Origin of the sequence: Rugamonas apoptosis, from assembly GCF_014042355.1 — a bacterium.
Classification (GTDB): Bacteria; Pseudomonadota; Gammaproteobacteria; order Burkholderiales; family Burkholderiaceae_D; genus Rugamonas; species Rugamonas apoptosis.
Window position 1 is genome coordinate 282,033 of the sequence record NZ_JACEZU010000004.1, and the last position, 24,015, is coordinate 306,047.

The window sequence follows — 24,015 nt, forward strand, 5'->3', positions numbered from 1 at the left end:
TTCAGCCTAGAGAAGATCCAATATGGAAGCCGAACGCATCAACGCCCTCTCCGCCCTGCTCGCCGATCTCACGACGCGCGAAGCCGAACTTCGGAGGTATCTTTGACTTCGATAAAAAGTCGGAGAAACTAGAGCAAGTCAACGAGGAACTGGAAGACCCCACGGTCTGGAATGAGCCCAAGCGCGCCCAGGACCTCGGTAAAGAGAAAAAATCGCTGGAAACCGTGGTGTTCGCCCTCACCAAGGCCCACGCCGACCTGGCCGACATGAACGACCTGTTCGCCATGGCCAAGGAAGAAAACGACGACGACACGCTGGAAGCGGTGATCGGCGACACGGAAGAGATCCGCAAGGTCATCGAAGGCATGGAATTCCGCCGGATGTTCAACAATCCGATGGACCCCAACAACTGCTTCATCGACATCCAGGCCGGCGCCGGCGGCACGGAAGCCCAGGACTGGGCCTCGATGCTGCTGCGCCAGTACCTGCGCTATTGCGAACGCAAGGGCTTCAAGGTCGAGATCATGGAACAATCCGACGGCGAGGTGGCCGGCATCAAGACCGCCACCCTGAAGGTGGAAGGCGAATACGCCTATGGCCACCTGCGCACGGAAACGGGCGTGCACCGCCTGGTGCGCAAGTCGCCATTCGACTCGGCCAACGGCCGCCACACTTCGTTCACGTCGCTGTTCGTGTATCCGGAAGTGGATGACTCGATCGACATCGAAGTCAATCCGGCCGACCTGCGCGTCGATACCTACCGCGCGTCCGGCGCCGGTGGTCAACACATCAACAAGACCGACTCCGCCGTCCGTCTGACCCACATGCCGACCGGGATCGTGGTGCAGTGCCAGAACGACCGTTCGCAGCACCGCAACCGCGCCGAAGCGATGGAAATGCTGAAGGCCAAGCTGTACGAACAGGAACTGCGCAAGCGCATGAGCGAGCAGCAGAAGCTGGAAGACTCCAAGACCGACGTGGGCTGGGGCCACCAGATCCGTTCCTACGTGCTGGACCAGTCCCGCATCAAGGACTTGCGCACCAACTTCGAGACCGGCAACACCAAGGGTGTGCTGGACGGCGACCTGGACGAGTTCATCTCGGCCTCCCTCAAGCAAGGCGTATAAAGCATGGGCAATCCGCAGCGCGCATTCATCTTCGACATGGATGGCACGATCGTCGACAACATGGCCTTCCACACCCAGTCGTGGATCGCCTTTTTCGAACGCCGCGGCCACCAGATCGATCCGGACGAGTTCTTCCGCGCCACGGCCGGCCGCCAGGGCCACGAGATCATGCGCCACTACCTGGGCGAGCACCTGACCAAGGAAGAAAGCGCGCTGCTGGACTTTGAAAAAGAGTCGCTGTACCGCGAGCTGTATGGGCCGCACCGGGCCACCGTGCCAGGCTTCGACCAGTTCATCGCCGCCGCCAAAAGCGGTGGCGTGGCGCTGGCCGTGGCCACGGCCGCACCCAACGACAACATCACCTTCACGCTCGACGGCCTGGACCTGCGCGGCCACTTCCACACCGTGGTGGGCGCGGCCGACGTGGCGCGCGGCAAACCCAATCCGGACGTGTTCCTGCTGGCGGCCGAGCGCAGCGGCGCCCTGCCCGCGCACAGCATCGTGTTCGAGGACGCGCCGCTGGGCGTGGAGGCGGCACGCCGCGCCGGCATGCGCGCCGTGGTGCTGACCACCACGCTGCCCGCCGAAGCCTTTGCCCAATTCGACAACGTGATCTGCATCGCGCGCGACTTCAGCGAGCTCGATATCGAACAGCTGTTCGCCGCCGTCCCGGCAGCCACCGCAATCTAAATAAAAACATCCCTCTACGAGAACAACATGACTACCGATCTTCAAGAACAAGCAGCCGCCCCGGACGACAACAAGATCATCGCCGAGCGCCGTGCCAAGCTGGCCGCGCTGCGCGAACAGGGCGTTGCCTTCCCCAACGACTTCAAGCCTGAGCACAAGGCCGCCGAACTGCACGAGCAGTATGGCCAGAAGTCGCGCGAGGAACTGGAAGAGAATCCCGTCACCGTGGTGCTGGCCGGCCGCATGATGCTCAAGCGCGAAGCGGGCAAGAAAGCCGCCTTCGCCACGCTGCAGGACGCGTCGGGCCCGCGCGCCGACGGCCGCATCCAGATCTACGCCACGCTGGACCTGACGGGCGAAGCGGCCATGGCCGCCCTGCACCACTACGACCTGGGCGACATCCTGGGCGTGGTCGGCACCCTGTTCAAGACCAAGACCGATGAACTGACCATCAAGGTTTCCGAGCTGCGCCTGATCACCAAGTCGCTGCGTCCGCTGCCCGACAAGTTCCACGGCCTGGCCGACCAGGAAACCAAGTACCGCCAGCGTTACGTGGACCTGATCATGAACGAGGAAACGCGCCGCACCTTCAAGGCCCGTACCGCCGCCATCTCGTCGATCCGCCGCTTCATGGACAAGAACGGCTTCATGGAAGTGGAAACGCCGATGCTGCACACCATTCCCGGCGGCGCGGCGGCCAAGCCTTTCGTCACCCACCACAATGCGCTGGACATGGAAATGTACCTGCGTATCGCGCCCGAGCTGTACCTGAAGCGTTTGGTGGTGGGCGGCTTCGACCGCGTGTTCGAGATCAACCGCAACTTCCGTAACGAAGGCGTGTCGATCCGTCACAACCCGGAATTCACGATGATGGAGTTCTACGCGGCCTACACCGACTACAAGTGGCTGATGGACTTCACGGAAGCCGTGATCCGCCAGGCCGCCATCGACGCGCACGGCACCGCCAGCCTGACCTACGGCGGCCGCGAGCTGGACCTGGCCAAGCCGTTCCACCGCCTGACCATCGTCGGCGCCATCAACAAGTACGCCCCGCACTACACCAACGAACAGCTGACCGACGCAGCCTTCATCACGGCCGAACTGGCCAAGTTCGGCGTCAAGCCGCACGCCCACTCGGGCCTGGGCGCGCTGCAACTGGCGCTGTTCGAGGAAACGGCTGAAGCGCAACTGTGGGAGCCGACCTACATCATCGACTACCCGGTCGAAGTGTCGCCGCTGGCGCGCGCCTCGGACACGGTGCCCGGCATCACCGAGCGCTTCGAGCTGTTCATGGTGGGCCGCGAAATCGCCAACGGCTTCTCGGAGTTGAATGACGCGGAAGACCAGTCGGCCCGCTTCCTGGCCCAGGTGGCGGCCAAGGACGCCGGCGACGAGGAAGCCATGTTCTACGACGCCGACTACATCCGCGCGCTGGAATACGGCATGCCGCCAGCCGGCGGTTGCGGCATCGGCATCGACCGCCTGATGATGATCATCACCGACTCGCCCAACATCCGCGACGTGCTGCTGTTCCCGCACCTGCGCCGCGAAGAATAAGCGCAACGTCGTCGCCATATAAAAAAGCCGCCCGGTGGCAAAACCGGGCGGCTTTTTTTCAATTCGGGACGTAACACAATTCGAATTGTGTTACGTCCCCATCTCTTTTACTGGATCACGCGGTAGCAAGGCGTGTAGTGCTTGCCCGCCAGCTTCATGCGGTGCTGCGCCACGAACGATGCCAGCAGCGCGTCCATCGGCCCCATGATGGAGGCGTCGCCGTGGATTTCGAAGTGGCCGTGCTTTTCGATCGCGCGGATGCCTTCGTCCTTCACGTTACCCGCCACCACACCGGAGAAGGCGCGGCGCAGGTTGGCCGCCAGCAGGTGCACTTCCTGGTTCTTGTGCAGGCTCAGGTTGCGCATATTCTCGTGCGTGGGTGCGAACGGCTTCTGGAACTCATGATCGATCTTCAGCAGCCAGTTGTAATAGTAAGCATCGCTGCGCGCCTTGCGGAACTCGCGCACCTGCTTGATCCCGGCCTGCATCTCGCGCGCCACCAGCTCCGGATCGTCGATGATGATCTTGTAGCGCTGCTGCGCCTCCGGTCCCAGCGTGTCGTGGATGAACTGGTTGATCTGCACGAAGTACTCGCGCGACGTTTCCGGCCCCGTGAACACCAGCGGGAACGGGATGTCCACATTGTCCGGATGAAGCAGAATGCCCAGGATGTAGAGGATCTCCTCGGCCGTGCCGGCGCCGCCCGGGAACACGACGATGCCATGGCCCGTGCGCACGAACGCTTCCAGCCGCTTCTCGATGTCGGGCATGATCACCAGCGCGTTGACGATGGGGTTGGGCGACTCGGCCGCGATAATGCCCGGCTCCGAGATACCCAGGTAACGGCCCGTATCCAGGCGCTGCTTGGCGTGGCCGATGGTGGCGCCCTTCATCGGGCCCTTCATCGCGCCCGGTCCGCAGCCGGTGCAGATATCGAGGCCGCGCAAGCCCATCTGGTATCCCACTTCTTTCGAGTAGTTATATTCAGCGCGGTTGATCGAGTGGCCGCCCCAGCACACCACCAGGTTGGGATTGATCTGCGGCTTCAGGATGCCGGCGTTGCGCAGGATGTGGAACACGGCGTCGGTGATGCCTTCCGTGCTGTCCAGGTTGAATTCGGGGTTATCCGTCACCTCGTTGCTGACGAAGATAATATCGCGCAGCACGGCGAACAGGTGCTCGTGGATGCCCTTGACCATTTTGCCGTCGACGAAGGCGATCGCCGGCGCGCCCTTGATATCGAGCTTGATGCCGCGCTCGCGTTGAATGATGCTGATGTCGAACGACTTGTAGCGTTCCAGCAGTTCCTTTCCATCGTCGATCGTACTGCCGCAATTGAGCACGGCCAGCGCGCAGTTGCGGAAGATGTTATAGAGGCCGCCCTGGCTGGTGTCGAGCAGCTTGTTTACTTCGGCCTTGGACAGGACTTCCAGCTGTCCTTCGGGCGCGATCAGGGTATCGACAACGTCATGTTCCATGGTACAAAAATCCTTATTCAGATTCGCTGCAACGTGATTGCTTGCAATGCCAATATACGACAACTGGGCCTTTTTGGGGCCAGAGATTGCAGTGCCCGGCCAATGCCAGGGCGCGCGCCCATTATTAGCACAAACGCCACAAATCCGCAGGCCAGGCCGCAAAAGATGCCCCAGGATGGATTTGTAGATTAAAATGCCGCACCCGGAAGACCGGCGTGGTTCGTTGTGCCCCCAAGCTTATCCAGCCAGGGCGCGGCTTGCCACCCATTTTTATCGATCATAATAAACTTTAGGAGAAACCGCATGAGCGGTGCTACCCAAGCTAACCAGGAAGTCGCTGTCCCCGAGTTCAAACAGATCATGGGACACCCAGCTCCGCTTTGGATGTTGTTCATGACGGAGTTCTGGGAGCGTTTCGCCTTCTACGGCATCCGCTGGGCCCTGGTGCTCTACATCGTCGCCCAGTTCTACCACGGCGACTCGGCCGGCGAGCAGTTCGCCAACCTGACCTACGGTTCCTACCTGGCGCTGGTGTATGCCGGTGCCCTGTTCGGTGGCTACGTAGCCGACCGCGTGCTGGGCTACCAGCGCTCCATCATCGTCGGCGCCATCTTCATGTCCGCGGGCCTGTTCATGATCGCGCTACCCGATCCGAATATCTTCAAAATGGGTCTGGCCACCATCATCGTCGGTAACGGCATGTTCAAGCCTAACATCTCGACCATGGTCGGCAAGCTGTACACGCTGGCCGATACGCGCCGCGATTCCGGCTTCACCATTTTCTACATGGGCATCAACTCGGGCGCGCTGATCGCCCCCGTGCTGACCGAATACCTGGCCACCAAAATCTTCGGCACCGGCGGCATGCCCGCCTATAAGGTGGTGTTCATCGCCGCCGGCGTGGGTATGCTGATCAGCCTGTTCTGGTTCAGTATCGGCCGCCGCGGCCTGAAAGGCATCGGCGCGCCCGAACCGCAGATGCAGGACCCCAAGCGCATGCTGTGGGTGGCACTGGGCGCGCTGTGCGTGATCCCGATCGTCTACATGCTGCTGGCCGCCGGCGCCAACAACCTGCAGGGCGTGCTGTCGGTGCTGTTCATCCTGCTGGCCGTCATGCTGATGATCGAAGGTATCCGCAACGGCAAGGTGGCGCGCGACAAGGTGATCGCCATGCTGGTGATCTTCTTCTTCAATATCATGTTCTGGATGTTCTTTGAGCAGGCGGGCAGCTCGTTCACCTTCCTGGCCGATAAGATCGTCGACCGCATCATGTTCGGCTGGGAGTTCCCGAACGCCTACTTCCAGACCGTGAATTCGATCGCCATCATCACGCTGGCACCGGTGATCGCCTTCATCTGGGTGGCCATGGGCCGCAAGAACGTCAACCCCTCGATCGCCCGCAAGTTCGGCCTGGGCCTGATCTTCAACGGCCTGGCGTTCGGCCTGCTGATGTTCGCCCTGTCGTCGCTGGTCGACGTGCACAACAAGATCCCGTTCTGGACCCTGTTCATGGTGTACGTGATCCAGTCCGTCGGTGAACTGTGCCTGTCGCCGATCGGCCTGTCGATGGTGACCAAGCTGGCCCCTACCCGCCTGGTGGGCCTGGGCATGGGCGGCTGGTTCCTCTCGACCGGCATCGGCAACAACCTGTCGGGTATCTTCGCCAGCTTCGTGAGCGGCGAAAAAGGCATGTCCGTGACGTCCGCACTGGAAGGCTACACGCTGGGCTTCTACTCGCTGATGGCCGGTGGCATCCTGCTGTTCCTGATCGCACCGCTGATCAGCAAGCTGATGCACGGCGTCAAATAAGCCGCACCATCGCTTGAAGCTGACAACGGCGGCCCGCGGGCCGCCGTTGTCGTCAGGGCGACCGCTCCAGCGCCTGCGCAGCGCGTGGGCACCGAACCATCGCGTAGTGCCGCGGCGCGATGCCGAACAGGCCGCCGGACGGCACCCCGGCCATATCGAAGCGTGGCGGGTCGATTGGTCTATAATTCCCCCCACTTCGCAACCACGAGAATTCTGTCTTGAGTGCTTCCCTGCCCGCCGCATCGTCCCTGTTCAAGCGTCGCAAGCTCATGCGCGGCCTGATCGCCATCTTCCTCGCGGGCCTGATCGCCGCCGGCCTGCTGGTGGCCTATCTGCTGTTGTCCATCGCGCCCAACCTGCCGTCGCTGGACGTGATCACGGACTACCGGCCCAAGATCCCGCTGCGCATCTACACGGCGGACAAAGTGCTGATCGGCGAATTCGGCGAGGAACACCGCAACTTCATCCCCATCAAGGACATGCCGGAGATGATGAAGAAGTCCATCCTGGCCATTGAAGACACGCGCTTTTATGAACACAGCGGCATCGACTGGGTGGGTGCGCTGCGGGCCGTGAAGTCGAACCTGACCGGCGGCTTCCACCAGGGTGGTTCCACCATCACCATGCAGGTGGCGCGCAACTTCTTCCTCACGCGCGACAAGGTCATCGGCCGCAAGCTCAATGAAGTCATGCTGGCCTATAAGATCGAAGCGGCGCTCAGCAAGGACCAGATCCTGGAGCTGTACATGAACCAGATCTACCTGGGCCAGCGCTCGTACGGCTTCGGCAGCGCGGCCCAGGTCTACTACGGCAAGCAGCTGAAAGACCTGAGCATCGCGGAAATGGCCATGCTGGCCGGCCTGCCCAAGAACCCGGCCCACCACAACCCGGCCGTCAATCCCAAGCGTGCCAAAGAGCGCCAGCACGTGGTGCTCAAGCGCATGCGCGAACTCGATTACATCACCGAAGCCCAGTACCAGAAAGCCCTGCACGAACCGCTGCGGGTAAACAACCGCGGCCAGGAATTCGAAACCCACGCCGAATACGTGGCCGAACTGGCGCGCCAGGTGGTGTACGCCAAATTCAAGGACGACTCGTACAACAAGGGCATCAGCGTCTACACCACCATCCTCAAGGCAGACCAGGACGCGGCCTACGAATCGGTGCGCCGCAACGTGCTGGCCTACGACCAGCGCCACGGCTACCGTGGCCCGGAAGCGTTCATCGAACTGCCGGCCGGCGACGAGGAACGGGACGAGGCGATCGAGGAAGCGCTGCAGAAGCGCCCAGGCAGTGACCGTTTGATCCCGGCCGTGGTGCTGGATGCGGGCGCCAAAAGCGTCAAGGTGCAGGACCCGTTTGGCCAGGAAATCACCATCAGCGGCGACGGCCTGCGGCTGGCCGCACCGGCGCTGGCGGCCGGCGCCAAGGACGGCTTCAAGCTGCGCCCCGGCGCCATCGTGCGCATCCTGCGCGGCGAAAAGAACACCTGGTCCATCACCCAGGTGCCGCAAGTGGCGGCCGCTTTCGTCTCCATCGACGCCGCCACGGGCGCTTACCACGCGCTGGTGGGCGGCTTCGACTACAATCTGCAAAAGTTCAATCACGTCACGCAGGCATGGCGCCAGCCCGGCTCCTCGATCAAGCCCTTCATCTATTCGGCCGCGCTGGAAAAAGGCTTTTCGCCGGCCACCATCATCAACGACGTGCCGCTTGAGTTGACGGGCGCCGAAACGGGCAACGAGTCCTGGCGCCCCGGCAATGACGACGGCGTGTACGACGGCCCGATCACCATGCGCACGGCGCTGGCCAAGTCCAAGAACGTGGCCTCGGTGCGCATCCTGCGCAACATCACGGTCGGCTACGGGCACGGCTACCTGGGCAAATTCGGCTTCGAGCTTGGCCGCCAGCCCAAGAATTTGACGCTGGCGTTGGGCACGGGCGCCGTCACCCCCCTGCAACTGGCCGGCGCCTACGCCATCTTCGCCAACGGCGGCTACCAGATCGAGCCCTACCTGATCTCGCGCATCGTCGACGGCAACGGCGCCGTGATCTCGGAAACCCCACCACCGCCCGCCCTGCAGGAATCGGCGCGCGTGATCGACGCCCGCAACGCCTTCGTCACCGACACCATGCTGCGCGAAGTGACGCGCAGCGGCACCGGCGCCGCCGCGGCCAAGCTGGGCCGCCCCGATATCGCCGGTAAGACCGGCACCACCAGTGACGCCATGGACGGCTGGTTCTCCGGCTACGGCGGCGGCATCGTGGCCGTGTCGTGGATGGGCTTCGACGATCCCAAGTCGCTGGGTGGACGCGAATTCGGCGCCACGGTGGCGATGCCGATCTGGATGGATTACATGCGCGTGGCCCTGCAAAAGCGCCCGCCGCTGGAACGCGCCGTCCCGGCCGGCCTGACCCAGCTCAATGGGGAATGGCTGTACGATGAATTCATGGGGGACGCCGCCGTCCACTCGCTCGACATGGGCGACGCGGCGCCGGAACTGGATGCGCCGGCCGAGAAGCCTGCCACCAACTAAGTCAGATCAGTTCAACTCGTGCGCGCCGCCGCCAGGTGGCTGCGCACGAAGCGCACCGTGCTTTCCGCGAACTGGTCGGGCGTGACCTTGGCGGCACGGTACTTCCAACGTTTTACATACCAGTCCTGGAACATGGCCATGCAATGGGCCGCCAGCAGCGGCGCCGCGCCGTTCGGATGCGGTTCCACGGTGTCGAGCAGGCCCGTGATCAAAGTCTGCACATACAGCTCCGACTCCTTGGCCATGGCCCGTTGCTGCGGCGGCAGCGCGCGGGTATCCATGAAGACGAAATAGAACCACGGCTGCAGGATCTCGGACAGGAAGATCGAGGCGCGGATCAGCGCTTCCAGCCGGTCCAGCGGATCTTCCACGTGGGCGAACATGCGCGGCACTTCCTTGGTGGCGTGACGCACCACCTCCTCGATCATTTCGGCCAGCTGGTCCTTGCCGCTGATATAGCCATACAGGCCGCCCATCGACAAGCCCGTCTCGCGGCACAGGTCGCGCAAATTCATGGCCCGGAAGCCCACCTCGTTGGCCAGGCGGAAGGTGGCGTTGAAGATGATTTCCAGGTTTTGCAACGCCGGCTTGCGGCGCTTGACGCCGATGCGCTCACCATAGCGCTCGAGCAGGAAAGCCCAGATATTGGCGCCATCGAGCGGCGTCATGCGCTGGAACTGCTGGAAAGTGAAGTGGACAGGCAAGGTCACCCCGGAGATTGATTTCGGGAACGATTATAACGCAGGAAAACAACTGTCCCGACCGATTTTCCAATTCCGGCGCCTGAATTCGACCAGCGCGAAAAGATTAAAACAACAACAATGTTACATTCTAAAAACCGAGCGAGCGCTCGTTTTATTCCCGCCACAGAGCGGGGAGGAACTGAAGCCGCCGGGGTGCGACTGCCGCCGCCATGGCGCATCGTGCGCGGCGCCCCAGCCGTTCCAACCTTTATAACCTGACGGAGACAACATGACAAAACGCTTCTGGAAGACCGTATCACTGCTATTCATCGCCCTCACCGCCCTGCCGGCACCCTCGTGGGCCACCGGCTACACCCAGACCAAATACCCGATCGTGCTGGTGCACGGCCTGTTCGGCTTCGACAGCCTGGGCCCGGTGGACTACTTCTATGGCATCGCCTCCGGCCTGCAAAGCGGCGGCGCCAAGGTCTACGTCACCACCGTGTCGGCCGCCAACAGCACGGAAGTGCGGGGCGAACAGTTGCTGACCCAGGTCCGGCAAATCCTGGCCGCCACCGGCGCCACCAAGGTCAACCTGATCGGCCATAGCCATGGCGGCCCCACTTCCCGTTACGTGGCGTCCGTGCGGCCCGACCTGGTGGCCTCGGTCAGCAGCGTCGGTGGCGTGAACAAAGGTTCGCGCGTGGCCGACGTGCTGATCGGCGCCGTGCCCGACGTCACCTACTCGGTGGCCAACGCCGTCGCCGGCCTGATCAGCTTCCTGTCCGGCAGCCCCACCCTGCCGCAGGATTCCGTGGCCGCCGCCCAGTCGCTCAGTACGGCCGGCACGCTGGCCTTCAACAGCCGCCATCCGGAAGGCGTGCCCACCAGCGCCTGCGGTGAAGGCGCCTACCAGGTCAACGGCGTGTACTACTTCTCGTGGAGCGGCGCCCAGCCCTACACCAACGTTTTCGACATCAGCGACCCTGTGCTGGCGCTCACCGCGCTGGCCTTCAACGGCGCCAAGAACGATGGTCTGGTCAGCAGCTGCTCCAGCCACCTGGGCCGCGTGATCCGCGACGACTACGCCATGAACCACCTGGACGAAGTGAACCAGATGATCGGCATCACCAACCTGTTCGAAACCAGCCCGGTCACCGTGTTCCGTCAGCAGGCCAACCGCCTGCAGGGCCTGGGCCTGTAAAGGAGTGACCATGAACGCACGCACAAAGCTGTTGCGGGCCGGCGGACTGGCGCTGGCCGCCGGCACCCTGTACCTCACCTTGCACCAGCCGGAGGCGCCGGCCCAGCCAGCCCGCTCCGCCCCCAACTACTTCGCGTTCGTGCGTTCGATGGATGGCACCACGCCCGACGGCGAGGTGCGCCAGAACAGCGCCGAGAAGCTGGTGGTCGACGCCGAACTGGCGCACCTGTTCGACTACTACCTGGCCGGACTGGGCGAGCGCTCGCTCGATGCGATCCGCGTCGAGATCGGGCGCGAACTCGATCGGCGCCTGAAACCGGCCGCCGCCGCCGAAGCGCGCCGCCTGCTGGCGCAATACCTGGAATACAAACGCGCGCTGGTGGATATGGAAAAGAGCCTGCCCAAGCCGGCCAGCCTGACCGATGGCGCGCGCGCCCGGCTCGAGGCCATGCAGCAGCTGCGCCATCGCTATTTCAGCCAGGACGAGATCGACGGCCTGTTCGGCGCCAGCGATGCCTACGACACGGACGCCATCGCCCGCATGGAGATCAACGCCGACACCACGCTCACGCCGGCCCAGCGCCAACAGAAGCTGGCCGCGCTCGACGCCAAGCTGCCCGCCGCGCTGCGCGAGGAACGGGAAGCGCCCACCCGCGTGCTGCGGCTGGAGGACGAAGTGCAGCGGCGCCGCGCGCAGGGAGCGGGCGACAATGAAATCTACCAGTTGCGCGCCGCCACGCTGTCGCCTGGTGCCGCCGACCGGCTGGCGGAGCTGGACCGCGACCAGGCCGACTGGCAGCGCCGCATCGCGGCCTACCAGCAGCAACGCCAGCAACTGCAGGCGCGCGCCACGCCTCCCAGCGCGGCCGAATTACAGCAGTTGCGCGACGCCGGCTTCACCCCGCTGGAGCAAAAGCGGCTGCCGGCCTACGAATAAGCGCAACAGCCGCGACATTCCTTGCGACGGGTCAAACGCCCTGCGTCCGGCCCGCAAAATGGCGCCCACGGATAGCTGCGCGGCGGAAATTCGGTGCTACAATTGTTGCCTATCCTACATCATACGGGTGCGGCATGGCGATGTCCCGGCTTAGCGTCACCATCAGCGCGCCCCTCATCCTGATCGGCGCGCTGGCGATCGGTCTGAACGCCTACCTCAGTGTCGGCAAACTCGATCGCACGCTTAGTGAACTGGAGCAATCGCGCCTGCACCTGATCCTCGACGACCTGCGCGACAACCTGGAAACGGGGCTGGACCTGGGCCTGCCCATCAAAGGCTTGGGCAATGCGCAAGCGGCCATCGAGCGGGAGGCGCGCCAGGACAGCGCCATCGTCGGCATCCGCGTACTCGACACGCACGGCGCGCCCGTGTTCAGCACCGGCGACACCAGCCACGGCGCGGCCCTGCGCGCGCCCCTGTCCAACAACCTGGGCCTGGCCATGGGCGCCATCGAATTGCGCTACACGCGCCAGGCCGAGGAATTGTCGATCGCCGCCTACGCGGACCAGCTGACGCGGGCCGCCGCCTGGATCGCCGCCGCCGGCGCGCTGCTGGCGATGGCCGCGATCCGGCTCTGGATGCGCCGCATCGCCCGTACCGTGGACAGCATCGCCTCCACCCTCGACCATCAGCCACCACCGCCGCACCCCGACCCGGAAGCGGCGGCGCTGGCCAGCCGCGCGCGCGCACGCGCCGACGACGCGTTGCGGGAACTGGAACAGGCCACCCACGCCATCAGCGCGGCCCCGCAGTCTGGGGAACGGCAGTGACGCCCGGCCAGCCCCTGACCACGCGGCCGGTGCGCCTGCTGTTCGCATTCGCGCTGGCGCTGCTGCTGGCCAGCCAGCTGGCCCTGTCGTATTACGCGTGGACGCGGGCGGAAGAACGGCTGCTGCCGGCACTGGGCAGCAAGGCCCACACGGCCGCCCTGTCGCTGGCGGCCAAGCTGGAACGGGCGCTGGGCTACGGCATACCGTTGCCCCGGCTGGTGGGTGTGCCCGAGTACTTCGCCGACGTGCTGCGCCTGAATCCCGACTTGGCCTACGTGCGCGTGACCGGCACCGACGGCGAGCCGCTGTTCGGCGGCGGCGACGACGGCGGCCCGCCGGGCGGCTACCTGGACCAGCCGCTGCCCCTGCGGCTGCACGGCGCCATCGTCGGCCAACTGCATGTGGGCGTGCACCGCAACTACCTGGCCGCGCGCGTGCATGAGCTGCGCTACGACATCGGCATCGTGCTGCTGGCCAGCCTGCTGATCGCATTCGAAGTGCTGTGGTTCGTCGTCACCCTCAATTTCACCGCCCCCATGCGCCAGATCGCCGCCATGATGACGCGGCTGGCCGCCGGTGACTTCCGCCGCGCCCACCTGCGCGAAGGCAGCGAGCCGCTGGCCGTGCGCCTGGGCGCGATCGCGGCCGCCGTCAACCAGGGTTACGAGAAGTTGGCGGGGCTCGCCACCAGCGCGCGCCAGACGCACACCGGTGCCGCCTTGCTGGGGCAACTGCAGCGCGAATATGAATTTGGCGATGCCGCCGGCGATGGTGAACTGACGCAGCAACGAATCGTGCTGGTGCGGGTGCTCAGCTTCCTGTTCATGTTCGCTGAAATGCTGTCGCGGCCCTTCCTGCCCGTGTATGCGGCCACGCTGCCCATGCCCGGCATGGCCCTACCGGACGGGCTGCGCGCCAGCCTGCCCGTGACCGCCTTCCTGCTGGCCGTCGCCCTCAGCATGCCCGCCGCAGGGCACTGGTCCGACCGCGTGGGGCGGCGCACCAGTTATGTGGCGGGCGCCTCGCTGGTGATCGCCGGACTGGCCGCCACCGCCCTGTTGCCCCAATACTGGGTGCTGTTGGCAGCGCGCGGCGTCACCGGCATCGGCTATGCGCTCATGTTCATGGCCTGCCAAGGCTATGTGTTCGACAGCACCGACAACGCCAACCGGGGCCGGGGCATGGCGCTGTTCGTGGGCGCCATCATGGTGGCAGAGATCTGCGCGCCGGCCGTGGGCGGCATCCTGGCCGACCGGCTGGGCTACCGGCCCGTGTTCGCGCTGGGCGCCGGCATCGCGCTGGTGGCCGCCTTCATCGCTGGCGCGGTGCTGGACAACCGCGGCGCCGTCACCCTGGCCGGCCAGCGCGCGCCGCTGCGCGAACTGCTGCATAACCGGCGCTTCGTCGCGCTGACCGTGTTGTCCGGCATCCCGGCCAAATTCCTCTATTCCGGCTTCCTGATCTTCCTGGTGCCGGTGCTGCTCAATGAACTGGGCCTTTCCAAGTCCGACATCGGACGCTACACCATGCTGTATGGCCTTTCCTGCCTGCTGCTGGCGCCACTGTTCGCGCACCTGGCCGACCGCTACAACGCCTACGCCGCCATGGTGGCCGGCGGCGGCCTGCTGACGGCGCTGGCCATGCTGCCCATCATGCGCGGCGCCAGCGCGGACCTGGTCATGCTGGGCATCGCCGGCCTGGGCGTGGGCCAGGCCATGAGCATCTCGGCCCAACTGGTGCTGGTCACGCGCACCACGCGCAACGCGACGCTGGATGCGGGCCGCGGTCCCGTGATGGGCGTGTTCCGCCTGGTCGAACGATTGGGCGGCGCCGCCGGCCCCATTGTGACGGGCGTGCTGCTGGCACGCTACGGCGCGGCCAAGGCCATGCTGATACTGGGCGCGGTGGGACTGTTGTCATCGCTGCTGTTCACGGCCACGCTGCGGCCATCCCGGCTGCGGCGCCCCCGCCGCCGTGAGGAATTGTCATGACCACCGCGACGTCCGCCATGTCCGCCACGTCCGGCACACCGCGCGGGCCGCGCCGGCGCGCCGTGCTGCGCGTCGCCGCCGCGGGCTGCGCCTGGCTGGCCACGCCGGCACTGCGCGCCAGTCAACGGCCTTACCGCATCTACATGATGCTGTACCGGGGCCAGAGCGCCGTGGAACAAGGCTTCCGCGACTACTTCGCCGTCAACGGCATCCCTGTCGAGCTGATCGTGCGCGACGTGGCGCAGGATATCGGCAAGGTACCGCAACTGGTGGCCGAAGCGCGCGCGCGGCGCGCGGACCTGATCTACACCTGGGGCACGCCCGTCACGCTGGCCGTGGCCGGGCGCGCGGGCGCCATCGATCCCGCCATCCATGTGACGGACATCCCGGTGGTGTTCACCATGGTGGCGTCACCGCTCGGCTCCGGGCTGGTCACGTCGCTGTCCTCGTCGGGGCGCAACGTCACGGGCGCCTGCCACGTGGTGCCGCTGGCGCAGCAACTGAGCGCCATCCGCGCCTACCGCCGCGTCGAACGGATCGCCGTGATCTACAATCCGGCCGAGCCGAACTCGGTACAGAACGTGGCCGAATGGCGCGCCCTGGCAAGTGAAAACCACCTGCGGCTGGTGGAAAAGCCGGTCCCGCCGGACGCCAAGGGCCAGCCCGACGCCGGCGCCCTGCCACGCCTGGTGGCGAACCTGTCCAGCGCCGCCACGCAGTTGCTGTACATCGGCCCCGACAGCTTCCTGGCCGCCAACCGCAAGGCGCTGACCATGGCCGCGCTGGCGCAACGCCTGCCCACCTTCGCCGCCACGGAAGTCTACCTGCGCGACGGCAAAGCCTTGTTCGGGCTGGTGTCGGGCTATGAAAGCGTGGGCCGGCTGACGGCCCACAAGGCGGCGCAAATTCTCGTGCACCGCATGGCGCCGGCCGCGATCCCGATCGAAACGCTGGCCCGCTTTTCCTACCTGGTCAACATGTCGGTGGCGGACCAGCTCCAACTTTACCCGCCACTCAAGGTGATCAACTACGCGGAGCTGATGCGATGACCGGGGACAGCCCATTCCACTGGCGCACGTTGCGGCCCGGGGAAGCGTCCGCCGCCTGGGCGCTGCACGCGCAGGTATTCGCGGCCACGCCGGCCGGCATGGTGCGGCCGGACCAACTGCCCCATTTCGAACAGCATGTGCAGGAACTGGGGCGTATCCTGGGCTGCTTCATGGGTGACCAACTGGTGGCCTACGGCGTACTGGGTATCCGTTCGGAGACGGTGACGCACCTGGCCGACCTGCTGGCGCTGGCGCCGGCCGACCGGCTGCGGGCCTGCGTGTTGGACGGCGCCGCCTCGCTGCCGCCGTGGCGCGGCCACAACCTGCATCAGGTGGCCATCGACGCGCGCGGTGCGCTGGCGCAGTCACTCGGCCGCACACTGGTGCTGGCCACGGTAGCACCGGAAAACATGCGCAGCCTGCGCGGCCTGCTGCTGCAAGGGTTTGCCGTCCACGGCTACGCGACCGTCTATGGCGGCCTGCCCCGGTTGCTGATGGCGCGCGACCTGCTGCGGCCGCAGCCGAACTGGCGCTTGGCCCATTGCGTGCCCACGGCGAGCCACGCGGGACACCAGATGGCGCTGGCCGAAGGCCTGCTCGGTTATGGCTGCCAGCAGGATGCCGCGAAGGCATGGCATATCCAGTACGGCCGCGCGACGCCCGCGGAGCACTAGTCCGTCGCGCTGCAATGCTATCCCTGGCCCTGGCCGGCGCCACCGCGTTTGCGTCCTAGTCCACCCCGCCGCTGCTCGCGATCGCGCTGGCGCAGCACGTCGATCATCACGTTGAAAGTGCGGGCCAACTGGCCGATCTCGTCGCCTGTCGTCACCTTGACCTGGATGTTGGCACGTTCATAATCGCCCTCCTTGAGCGCGTTCGCCGCATCCGTCAAGCGCTTCACGGGCCGCACGATGCCGCGCGCGAACCACCACGCCAGCAGCAGGCATACCAGTCCCACCGCGCCCACGCTGTAGAGCACAAGGTCGAACAGGTGCCGCAGCGGCGCCTCGAAGCGCTGGCGCGATTCCGTCACCGCCACCACCCAGTCATGCCCGCCCACGGGTGCGAAACCGGCGTATTCGTCCACGTCCGTCAGTGTGGAGTGATAACGGATACTGCCCGTCGCGCGGGCCCCGACCATGGCGCGCGCCAGCGTCGGCATGCCAAGGCTGTCGATGCGCTCCCGCCGGAACCGCTGGTCCGCCACAATGCGCGCCAGCGTCTCGGGCGGCAGCGGCATCAGGCTGCGGTACAACATACGCTCGTCGGCGTACTGCACCAGCACCCCGTCGCCGTCGATCATCAGCGGCAGGCGCGAACTCTTGGCACGCACCTGGTCCAGGATGGTCGATATGGTTGACCCCTTGATGCGCAGCACCACCACCCCGATCACGGCGTGGCGCGTATCGAATACGGGATAGGCGTAGTACACGCCGGGTTTGCCTTCCGTGGACCCGACGATCACCCCCGTCATGAAGGGACGGCCCCGCAAGGCTTGCTGGAAGTACTCGCGGAACTTGAAATTGAGCCCGGCCACCCCAGGTTCGCTGGACACCAGCGCATCGCCGGCCGCGTTCATGAGGAACATCAGGTGCACGTCGGGGTTGGATTTGACCACGCTCACCAGCCGCGCGTGGACGGCCTCGCGCCCCGCCGTGCCGGGCGCCCGCAAATAGTTGATGAACACGGGATCGGCGGCCAGGTAGGCGGCCAGGTGCCGGCTGTCACCCAGCAGTTGCGCCACACGGCCGGCCGTGCTCTTGGCCAGGCTCTCCAGGTTGCGCAATTCGCTGGCCGACACGGTGGCCACGCTGGCCCGCAGGTTGTAATACGCCGTGATGGTCATCGGCAGCAGCGCGGCCAGCACCAGCGCCAGCGTCAGCTTCAGCGCCAGCGGCCAGGAAGCAGGCCGCCACACGGCCCGGCCCAGCCGCCGTATGCCGCTCGACAAACGCCGTTGCGCCTCCACTTCCCCCACCCGCAGCGCATCCTGCAGCCCCAGGCTGCCGGCATGGGCCGCGAACAGCGCGTGGGCGAAATCGGCGATCGATTGCGGCCGCAGCGCTGGATCGAGCATCAGCGCCTGGTCGATCGCCAGCAGGAAGGCCTCGCTGTAGCGCCCCGCCGCGGCCTGCCGCGCCGGCACGTATTGCACCACACCCTGCTGGCGCTCGGGCGCCGGCGCCGGCTTGGCGCCCGTGACCATCCAATACAGCGTGGCGCCCAACGCGTAAATGTCGGTCCACGGCCCCTGCGGACCACCTTCGTACTGTTCCGGCGGCGCATAACCGGGCGTGACCACGTCGGCCATGGCCTGCGCGCCGCCGGCCGTCTGCCGCGCGGCGCCAAAGTCAAGCAGCACCAGGCTGCCGTCTTCCTTGCGCACGTAGATGTTGTCCGGCTTGATGTCTCGGTGCAGATAACCCGATTCGTGCACCAGCGCCAGGCCATCGAGCAATGGATGCAGCAGCGACAGCAACTGCTGCTCCGGCATCGATTTGCGCTTTTCCCACCACTGCTTGAGCGGCTTGCCGCGCTCATATTCGAGCACCATGTAGGCGGTGCGGTGGGCCTCGAAGAAGCGCGCCACCCGCACGATATTCGGATGGCGGAAAGTCGCCAGCGTGCGGGCCTCGACCAGGAAGCTCTCCAGCCCGCTCAGGTAGAAATCGTTATCCTCGGCCCAGCGCGGCGACACGGAATGGTCCGAAGCGCGCGTGGCATAGTCGCCGGGCAGGTACTCCTTGATCGCCACCTTCGTGTTCAGGTTGACGTCCGTGGCCAGATAGGTGATACCGAATCCGCCCTGTCCCAGCACGGCGTCGATGCGGTACTCGAATAACTGGAACCCGGGACGCAGCGCCAGCGGCAGTTCCTCGCCCGGGGCGGCGCGCACCGGCGGCGGTGCCGCGGGCAGCACGCTGCGCGGCGGCGCGGAAGGCGCGACAGTCGGGCCGCCGGCGGCGCTGGCGTCGATGCGCTGCGCCGCCAGCGATACGCTTGGGATCGCTCCCATTGCGCTGGTGGCGATACGGGTGACGTCATCGAAAGGAGTCGCGGGTGCAGTGGGCGCGACGCGGGTCGCGTCGTCGGTCAGCGCGGGCGCTGCGGGAGCCATGCGGGTCGCGTCGTCGTCCTGCGGTCCGGCGGGCACCAGGCGGGTGATATCGTCATCGGGTGCTGGTGCCGGCGGCAGCGTCGCAGCCGCGCCACCTACCTGTGCCTGCAGCGCCGCCAACTGGCTAACGGCATCGCGGGCCGCCGCCGCGTGCACCTCGCGCAGCTGGCGTTCGAGCGCCACCACCGTCTCCAGCGCGGCCACCCGGCGCACCAGCTCAGCCTCGCGCGGTGCGGCGCCAGCGGCCTGGCTGGCCTCATCAGATTGGGAACGGTCGGCACTACGGTCCATGCGTCTCCACTTTTTTCGGGAATTTACGTCGAACTAATGCATGGCTCATGCTAGCATGGGATACTTCGCCACTGGCGAAAAGTCATCTTCGCGGTTGCGCTTTTTCTGGCCAGGAGACACCTTGGATAACTGGAAACAACTATCGCCATCCGTGCCGCACCACCTCGATTTCGGCGTGGCGTTCGGCCTCACGGACATCGGCACCGTGCGTGAATCGAACCAGGACAATTTCTTCATCGCGCCCGACCTGGGGCTGGTGATGGTGGCGGACGGCATGGGCGGCCACAATGGCGGCGAGATCGCCAGCGCCGACGCGCTCAACCTGGTCTACAACTTCGTGCGCGCCGCACAGGCCGCGCACGCCACTCCGCCCGGCAGCGAAACCACGGTCCCCATGTTCCGCGCCACGCCGTTCGACCCGGCCCTGGCCGACCCTGACGCCACCTGGTCCGACGCCGCCATGAAGGCCATGATCACCCTGCACGACGCGGTGGAATACGCCAACGACCGCATGTACCAGACCAACCTGGCCCATGACCGCGCCGACGGCAGCGGCATGGGCACCACCTTGACGGGCCTGTGGCAATTACCGCCGGATGGCCCCATGTTCGTGTTCCATGTAGGCGACAGCCGCTTGTACCGCTATCGCCAGGGTCGCATGGTGCAACTGACCCGCGACCAGACGCTGTACCAGCAGGCGCTGGACGCCGGTGCCCACACCCCGCTCCCGCCGCGCAACCTGCTGCTGCAAGCCTTGGGGCCGGGGCCGGACCTGGTGCCGGAGCTACAATCGCAGGTGATGATGCCGGGCGACGTCTACCTGCTGTGCAGCGATGGCCTGTACGGCGAATCGGCGCCGGGCCGGATCGAAACCATCCTGGCCAGCGCCACCGAGCATAATCTGGATGCCTGCTGCGCGGCGCTGGTGGAGATGGCCAAGCGCGACGGCAGCCGGGACAACATCACGGCCCTGCTGGTCAAGTGCACGGGCTGACGGCCTGTGGCCAGACGCCGGCCAGCATACCGCCAAACAGTTCGGGTCCAGGCAAACCCCGGCACATCAGCAGCGATGGCGCCACTTCGGCCGATCCTTCCGTCCACCACAGGCTATGGCCGCGCAAGGCGGCCGCTGAAATCCGGGGCGCCAGTGCTGCCAGCGCATCGAACGACGGCAGCTCCACCCGCCAGTCCGCACCACCCAACTGACCCGGCAACGCCGCATCGGGCAATGGCGCCAGCGCCTGCACGGCACTGTCGAAACGGTCCAGCGCGAAGCCCTCCTGCAGCGTCGACAAAGCCAGCGCCTCGGCCTGCGCATACCAATCCTGCCCGTTCGCGAGCCAGTCCAGCAGCGCCGCCCCGCCCGGCGCACCGGCGGCGATGGTCAACGGGAAGTGGCGGCCCACCCGGTCCACGCTGGGCATCAGCACGCCGGCCCACGCATGCTCGTCGCAGGCGCCGGGCGCCAGCGCGAAACGCCACACGGGACTGGTCAGGTAGACGTCCAGCCAGCGCGCGCCCAGGAGCGCGCGGCTCGCTTGCAGCCCGGCCTGCAGCCACGCATCCCACAAGCCCACCAGCGCGGGCGGCAGCCGGCGCGTCACGAAATCGCCGTGCGTCACCACCTTGCCGAAAAAGCCGGCCGTCATCCCGAATGCCGCGGGCGCGGCGGCGGCGGTGGCGGAGAGTGCGTCATCCATGGCCTTGGTCCCCATGTCGCGTCACTTGCGGATGGCCCAGAACTCCATCTGCAATCCCGGGAATTCACCCGCCACGTGCATGGCGAATCCGGCCGAGGTGGTAAGCTGCTGCCAGTATTCGCTGTTGCGGTCCAGCTCAAAGTAGGTGAAGCCGGCATGGAACGGCAACTGGCGCGGCGCCACCGGCAGCGGCCGCAGCGCGATGCCGGGCAGTTGCAGGTTGACCAGGTCGCGGATCTTTTCCACCGAACCGATCTTCACCTGGCGCGGGAAGGTGGAACGGATGGTTTCCGGCGGCACCTGGGCATTCACCACCAGCACGAAAGTGGACGACTTGACCAGCTCCGGATCGCGCAGCACCGCCACCCGGATGCCGAACTGGCGTTCCTCCAGCGGGATGGGGACGGCGTGGGTATCGAGCACCATGGACAGCGCCTCGCGCAAATCATCGATCACCGGCTGGAAGCTCTCGCGCAACTGCTCGTGGCGGTACACCGGATACTGCTGCGCGCGTTTGTTGACGGGGCTGAAGGTGGCCAGTTCGCCGGCCAGTTGCACCGCCTCGCGGAAGAAATCCTCCGGGTGCAGCCCCGTCATCGTGGCCAGGTGGCCGAACAGCGGTTCGCTGCGGTTGATCAGTTGCAGCAGCAGGAAGTCCGCGATCTCCGCCGCGCCGGCCGCACCGGGCTGCGACAGCCGGTTGCCCAGCGCATCGCCCCGCTGATGCAACAGGCCCACCAGTTCATCGGCGAACGCGCCCAAGCGGGCCGCCACCCGCAAGTCCAGGCATGGCGGGCAGTATTCAGGGTCCAGTACCAGACGGTTGTCCGGCCGCCGCTCAATTACGCGCGCCACGCCCAGGCAGGCGTAGGCGTTGGCCACTTCCGGCTCCAGCGCCAGCCGCAGGCGCAGCCGGCCCACTTGCATCAACGCGCTGTTGTCGATGCCGTTGCTGTCCCACGCCTCGTGGTCCACCGTGCCGTAGCGGGCGTAGTTGTCGGGCGCCGGACTGTTGCCCGTCTCCGCGATACCGGGCCGGCGCACCGGCAGCGCCAGCACCACCAGCACGTTGCGCGCATCCTCGGGAATATCGAGCGGCAGCGGCAGGTCGTCGTCGGCCGGCAGCGTGAACGGCGTACCGTCCGGCAGCACGGCGTGGCAGGACAACAGCGCCAGCTTGCCCAGCGCCAGTTGCTGTTCGTCGATCCGCAGCGAGGAGAAGCCCCAGGCGTAGGGCCGCATCCTCGCCACGCGCGCTTCGAGCTGGGTTTGCAGGTAACGGTCGTGCTGCTGCAGGTGCTGCGGCTGCAACAGCATCCCTTCGGACCAGATGACTTTACGATTCCATGACATGGTTTCTCGCTTCGGCAAAGTGTTCGGTTGGTTCAGTGCTTGTGCTGCAGCCTTGCTATCTGTTCCTCATACGCGGCGGCGAACTTGTCGCCGAACAGGCGCTGGAAGTCGTCGTCCGCCTCGCGCGCGATGGTGGCGTACTGCTCCACCATGCGGTCCCACATCCTGGCCTTGCGGCTGGCGCTCATCATCTTGTCCATCACCCCGCCCGGTTCCATGGCCGCTTCGATCCGGGCCGGGTCGAAGCGCCCCAGCACGCCCGCCAGCGCGGCCCGCATGCCGGCGATCACGGCCAGCTCGTGCGATTTGAGATCGTCGAAGGCGCTGGCGACGGCCTTCACGGGGGGCATGTAGCCGCCCACGGAGCCGGCCAGCATCTGGCTCAGCGCCATCTCGGCATCGGGGAAGAACTTGAGCGGATTGTTGGCCTGCGCGCCCAGCACCGTCACTTCCAGCCGCGATTCGCGCTTGGTCATGGCGCGCGCCAATAGTACGGCCATGGTGCCCGACATGGCTTCGCGCAGCATGGCGCCCACCAGTTCCGCCGTTTCGGCGGGCGGGCGCGATGGCGTGATGTCGGGCAGGCCGAGGCCGCGCAGCAAGGCTTGCAGCACCTGCTGGTCCGCGCTACCGGGCGGCACGGCCGCCGCTGCGGCGACAGGCGATGCCAGTGGTGCGGGTGCGGCGACAGGCAGTACCTGTTCCGGGGCCGCCGGTGGCGCGGCCGCAGCCATCACAGGCACGCCTGGCGTCGCAGGCGCTGCGGGGGTCTGAACGTGGACATGCACCGCCACCGCTTCCTGCGGCGGGACCTGCACTTGCACTGTCACGGGCGCTGGTATGGGCATTGGCACAGCCGACGCGACCACCACGGGCGCCGGCGCGTAGACCGTTTCCGCCTCCCGCACCACACGGGGCGGGACGAAGGACGCCAGTGGATCGAAATCGTCAGGGATCAGTGCGGCAGGCGGCGCCACGGGTATGGGCGCGGGCACAGCGGCCGCCGGACCAGGCGCCGGTATCAGCACGCCCGGCATGGGCACGAATTGCGGCGCCACATGGTCCGGTTCCGAACCACGAAACACCGACGCGGGGACCGTGGCACCCCGCCCACGGCCGCCATGCTGGATGTTCAGTCCCAGCGGATCATCCGGCGACGGCGCCACGCTGGCATTGAAGCTCCCCGTCGCATCCAGTATTTGCGCGCCGGCCAGCGTGTCATGCCATTCCTCGTTGCCAAATCCGGGCGCGGACGCGTCGGCCGCCGCCGGCTGCGCCTGGAACGGCAAGGCATCCGACGTCTCGGGCTGGAAAACGGGGATGGCGGGCGGTGCGCTCTCGTCCACTTCGGCCAGCAGCACGTAGTCGCCGATCAGCAGCACGTCGCCATGACGCAGCCGCACGCTCTTGCCCAAGCCGAGCGGCGCTTCGTTGACCCAGGTGGGATTGCTGCCCATATCCGTCAGCACGAAATGGCCGTCCACGTAATCGACCTTGCTATGATTGCGGGAGATGTACTTGCCCGGATCGGGCAGCTCCAGGTCGTTGCCGGCGGCGCGGCCGATGGTGCCGCCCAACTGGTCGAAGCGCCGCGCCACGGCCAGCGCCGGCGCTTGCTTTTGATAGGACTGGATACGCAGGGTCAGTGGCATCGGTTGGAT

The 24,015-nt window shown here is 66.1% G+C and carries 18 protein-coding genes; 12 read left to right on the forward strand and 6 right to left on the reverse strand.

From position 1 onward, the window contains the following. The first annotated feature begins 22 nt into the window (after nt 1–22). The 3 genes from prfB to lysS all read left to right on the forward strand — a co-directional run bounded on the left by prfB (nt 23) and on the right by lysS (nt 3,374). Nucleotides 23–1,127, forward strand: a protein-coding gene (gene prfB / locus H3H39_RS10485) for a peptide chain release factor 2 (protein WP_182153312.1) whose coding sequence is annotated in 2 segments (ribosomal slippage) — nt 23–103 and nt 105–1,127 — 1,104 coding nt in all. Because the reading frame shifts where the segments join, the coding sequence is not laid out codon by codon here. 3 nt (nt 1,128–1,130) lie between these two features. Next, complete coding sequence (locus H3H39_RS10490) at nt 1,131–1,817, forward strand: HAD family hydrolase (RefSeq protein ID WP_182153313.1); 687 nt, start codon at nt 1,131–1,133, stop codon at nt 1,815–1,817. A gap of 27 nt (nt 1,818–1,844) precedes the next feature. Continuing rightward, entirely contained in the window at nt 1,845–3,374 is a 1,530-nt protein-coding gene (gene lysS / locus H3H39_RS10495; protein WP_182153314.1) for a lysine--tRNA ligase, read from the forward strand. A gap of 107 nt (nt 3,375–3,481) precedes the next feature. On the opposite strand, the gene ppnN is transcribed toward lysS, so the two are convergent. Then, on the reverse strand, nt 3,482–4,852 hold the full coding sequence (ppnN, locus tag H3H39_RS10500; protein ID WP_182153315.1) for a nucleotide 5'-monophosphate nucleosidase PpnN: 1,371 nt from the start codon (nt 4,850–4,852) through the stop codon (nt 3,482–3,484). A 303-nt stretch (nt 4,853–5,155) separates the two neighbouring features. Here ppnN and H3H39_RS10505 point away from each other — a divergent pair, with 303 nt between their 5' ends. After that, on the forward strand, nt 5,156–6,661 hold the full coding sequence (locus H3H39_RS10505; RefSeq protein ID WP_182153316.1) for a peptide MFS transporter: 1,506 nt from the start codon (nt 5,156–5,158) through the stop codon (nt 6,659–6,661). A gap of 269 nt (nt 6,662–6,930) precedes the next feature. Then, nucleotides 6,931–9,198, forward strand: coding sequence for a penicillin-binding protein 1A (locus H3H39_RS10510; RefSeq protein ID WP_182153446.1), 2,268 nt, complete (start codon nt 6,931–6,933; stop codon nt 9,196–9,198). An 11-nt stretch (nt 9,199–9,209) separates the two neighbouring features. On the opposite strand, the gene H3H39_RS10515 is transcribed toward H3H39_RS10510, so the two are convergent. Continuing rightward, a complete protein-coding gene (locus tag H3H39_RS10515; protein ID WP_311196890.1) occupies nt 9,210–9,908 on the reverse strand; it encodes a TetR/AcrR family transcriptional regulator in 699 nt (232 codons plus the stop codon). Between the two features lie 262 nt (nt 9,909–10,170). Between H3H39_RS10515 and H3H39_RS10520 the strand changes: the two genes are divergently transcribed. The 6 genes from H3H39_RS10520 to H3H39_RS10545 all read left to right on the forward strand — a co-directional run bounded on the left by H3H39_RS10520 (nt 10,171) and on the right by H3H39_RS10545 (nt 16,566). Beyond that, entirely contained in the window at nt 10,171–11,085 is a 915-nt protein-coding gene (locus H3H39_RS10520; protein WP_182153317.1) for a lipase family alpha/beta hydrolase, read from the forward strand. Nucleotides 11,086–11,095: 10 nt separating this feature from the next. After that, the gene (locus tag H3H39_RS10525; protein ID WP_182153318.1) at nt 11,096–12,022 is read left to right on the forward strand and encodes a lipase secretion chaperone; all 927 of its coding nucleotides are present in this window, start codon (nt 11,096–11,098) and stop codon (nt 12,020–12,022) included. A gap of 140 nt (nt 12,023–12,162) precedes the next feature. Beyond that, nucleotides 12,163–12,852 (forward strand): hypothetical protein, encoded by a 690-nt coding sequence (locus tag H3H39_RS10530; protein WP_182153319.1) that lies wholly within the window; start codon nt 12,163–12,165, stop codon nt 12,850–12,852. Continuing rightward, nucleotides 12,849–14,843: an MFS transporter gene (locus tag H3H39_RS28340; protein WP_182153320.1), complete on the forward strand. Its 1,995-nt coding sequence runs from the start codon at nt 12,849–12,851 to the stop codon at nt 14,841–14,843. The genes H3H39_RS10530 and H3H39_RS28340 overlap by 4 nt, the downstream gene beginning before the upstream one ends. Then, nucleotides 14,840–15,892, forward strand: coding sequence for an ABC transporter substrate-binding protein (locus H3H39_RS10540; protein WP_182153321.1), 1,053 nt, complete (start codon nt 14,840–14,842; stop codon nt 15,890–15,892). The genes H3H39_RS28340 and H3H39_RS10540 overlap by 4 nt, the downstream gene beginning before the upstream one ends. Beyond that, nucleotides 15,889–16,566: a hypothetical protein gene (locus H3H39_RS10545; protein ID WP_182153322.1), complete on the forward strand. Its 678-nt coding sequence runs from the start codon at nt 15,889–15,891 to the stop codon at nt 16,564–16,566. Before H3H39_RS10540 ends, H3H39_RS10545 begins: the two co-directional genes overlap by 4 nt. A 17-nt stretch (nt 16,567–16,583) precedes the next feature. On the opposite strand, the gene H3H39_RS10550 is transcribed toward H3H39_RS10545, so the two are convergent. Beyond that, on the reverse strand, nt 16,584–19,301 hold the full coding sequence (locus H3H39_RS10550; protein ID WP_182153323.1) for a serine/threonine protein kinase: 2,718 nt from the start codon (nt 19,299–19,301) through the stop codon (nt 16,584–16,586). Between the two features lie 121 nt (nt 19,302–19,422). Here H3H39_RS10550 and H3H39_RS10555 point away from each other — a divergent pair, with 121 nt between their 5' ends. Continuing rightward, nucleotides 19,423–20,295 (forward strand): PP2C family protein-serine/threonine phosphatase, encoded by an 873-nt coding sequence (locus H3H39_RS10555; protein ID WP_220461499.1) that lies wholly within the window; start codon nt 19,423–19,425, stop codon nt 20,293–20,295. Here H3H39_RS10555 and tagF read toward each other — a convergent pair. From tagF to tagH, 3 genes are read right to left on the reverse strand one after another with little or no spacing between them, the layout of a single operon-like run. Continuing rightward, complete coding sequence (gene tagF / locus H3H39_RS10560; RefSeq protein WP_229217966.1) at nt 20,279–21,001, reverse strand: type VI secretion system-associated protein TagF; 723 nt, start codon at nt 20,999–21,001, stop codon at nt 20,279–20,281. The genes H3H39_RS10555 and tagF overlap by 17 nt on opposite strands. A 21-nt stretch (nt 21,002–21,022) precedes the next feature. Continuing rightward, nucleotides 21,023–22,354, reverse strand: coding sequence for a type VI secretion system baseplate subunit TssK (tssK, locus tag H3H39_RS10565; protein ID WP_182153324.1), 1,332 nt, complete (start codon nt 22,352–22,354; stop codon nt 21,023–21,025). 32 nt (nt 22,355–22,386) lie between these two features. Further along, nucleotides 22,387–24,006, reverse strand: a complete 1,620-nt coding sequence (gene tagH / locus H3H39_RS10570) for a type VI secretion system-associated FHA domain protein TagH (RefSeq protein WP_182153325.1) — start codon at nt 24,004–24,006, stop codon at nt 22,387–22,389. Nucleotides 24,007–24,015 lie beyond the last annotated feature (9 nt).

Coding starts and splice junctions, on each gene's coding strand:
- H3H39_RS10490 (WP_182153313.1), top strand. CDS start 1,131: ATGGGCAATCCGCAGCGCGCATTCATCTTCGACATGGATGGCACGATC.
- lysS (WP_182153314.1), top strand. CDS start 1,845: ATGACTACCGATCTTCAAGAACAAGCAGCCGCCCCGGACGACAACAAG.
- ppnN (WP_182153315.1), bottom strand. CDS start 4,852: ATGGAACATGACGTTGTCGATACCCTGATCGCGCCCGAAGGACAGCTG.
- H3H39_RS10505 (WP_182153316.1), top strand. CDS start 5,156: ATGAGCGGTGCTACCCAAGCTAACCAGGAAGTCGCTGTCCCCGAGTTC.
- H3H39_RS10510 (WP_182153446.1), top strand. CDS start 6,931: ATGCGCGGCCTGATCGCCATCTTCCTCGCGGGCCTGATCGCCGCCGGC.
- H3H39_RS10520 (WP_182153317.1), top strand. CDS start 10,171: ATGACAAAACGCTTCTGGAAGACCGTATCACTGCTATTCATCGCCCTC.
- H3H39_RS10525 (WP_182153318.1), top strand. CDS start 11,096: ATGAACGCACGCACAAAGCTGTTGCGGGCCGGCGGACTGGCGCTGGCC.
- H3H39_RS10530 (WP_182153319.1), top strand. CDS start 12,163: ATGTCCCGGCTTAGCGTCACCATCAGCGCGCCCCTCATCCTGATCGGC.
- H3H39_RS10540 (WP_182153321.1), top strand. CDS start 14,840: ATGACCACCGCGACGTCCGCCATGTCCGCCACGTCCGGCACACCGCGC.
- H3H39_RS10545 (WP_182153322.1), top strand. CDS start 15,889: ATGACCGGGGACAGCCCATTCCACTGGCGCACGTTGCGGCCCGGGGAA.
- H3H39_RS10550 (WP_182153323.1), bottom strand. CDS start 19,301: ATGGACCGTAGTGCCGACCGTTCCCAATCTGATGAGGCCAGCCAGGCC.
- tagF (WP_229217966.1), bottom strand. CDS start 21,001: ATGGATGACGCACTCTCCGCCACCGCCGCCGCCGCGCCCGCGGCATTC.
- tssK (WP_182153324.1), bottom strand. CDS start 22,354: ATGTCATGGAATCGTAAAGTCATCTGGTCCGAAGGGATGCTGTTGCAG.
- tagH (WP_182153325.1), bottom strand. CDS start 24,006: ATGCCACTGACCCTGCGTATCCAGTCCTATCAAAAGCAAGCGCCGGCG.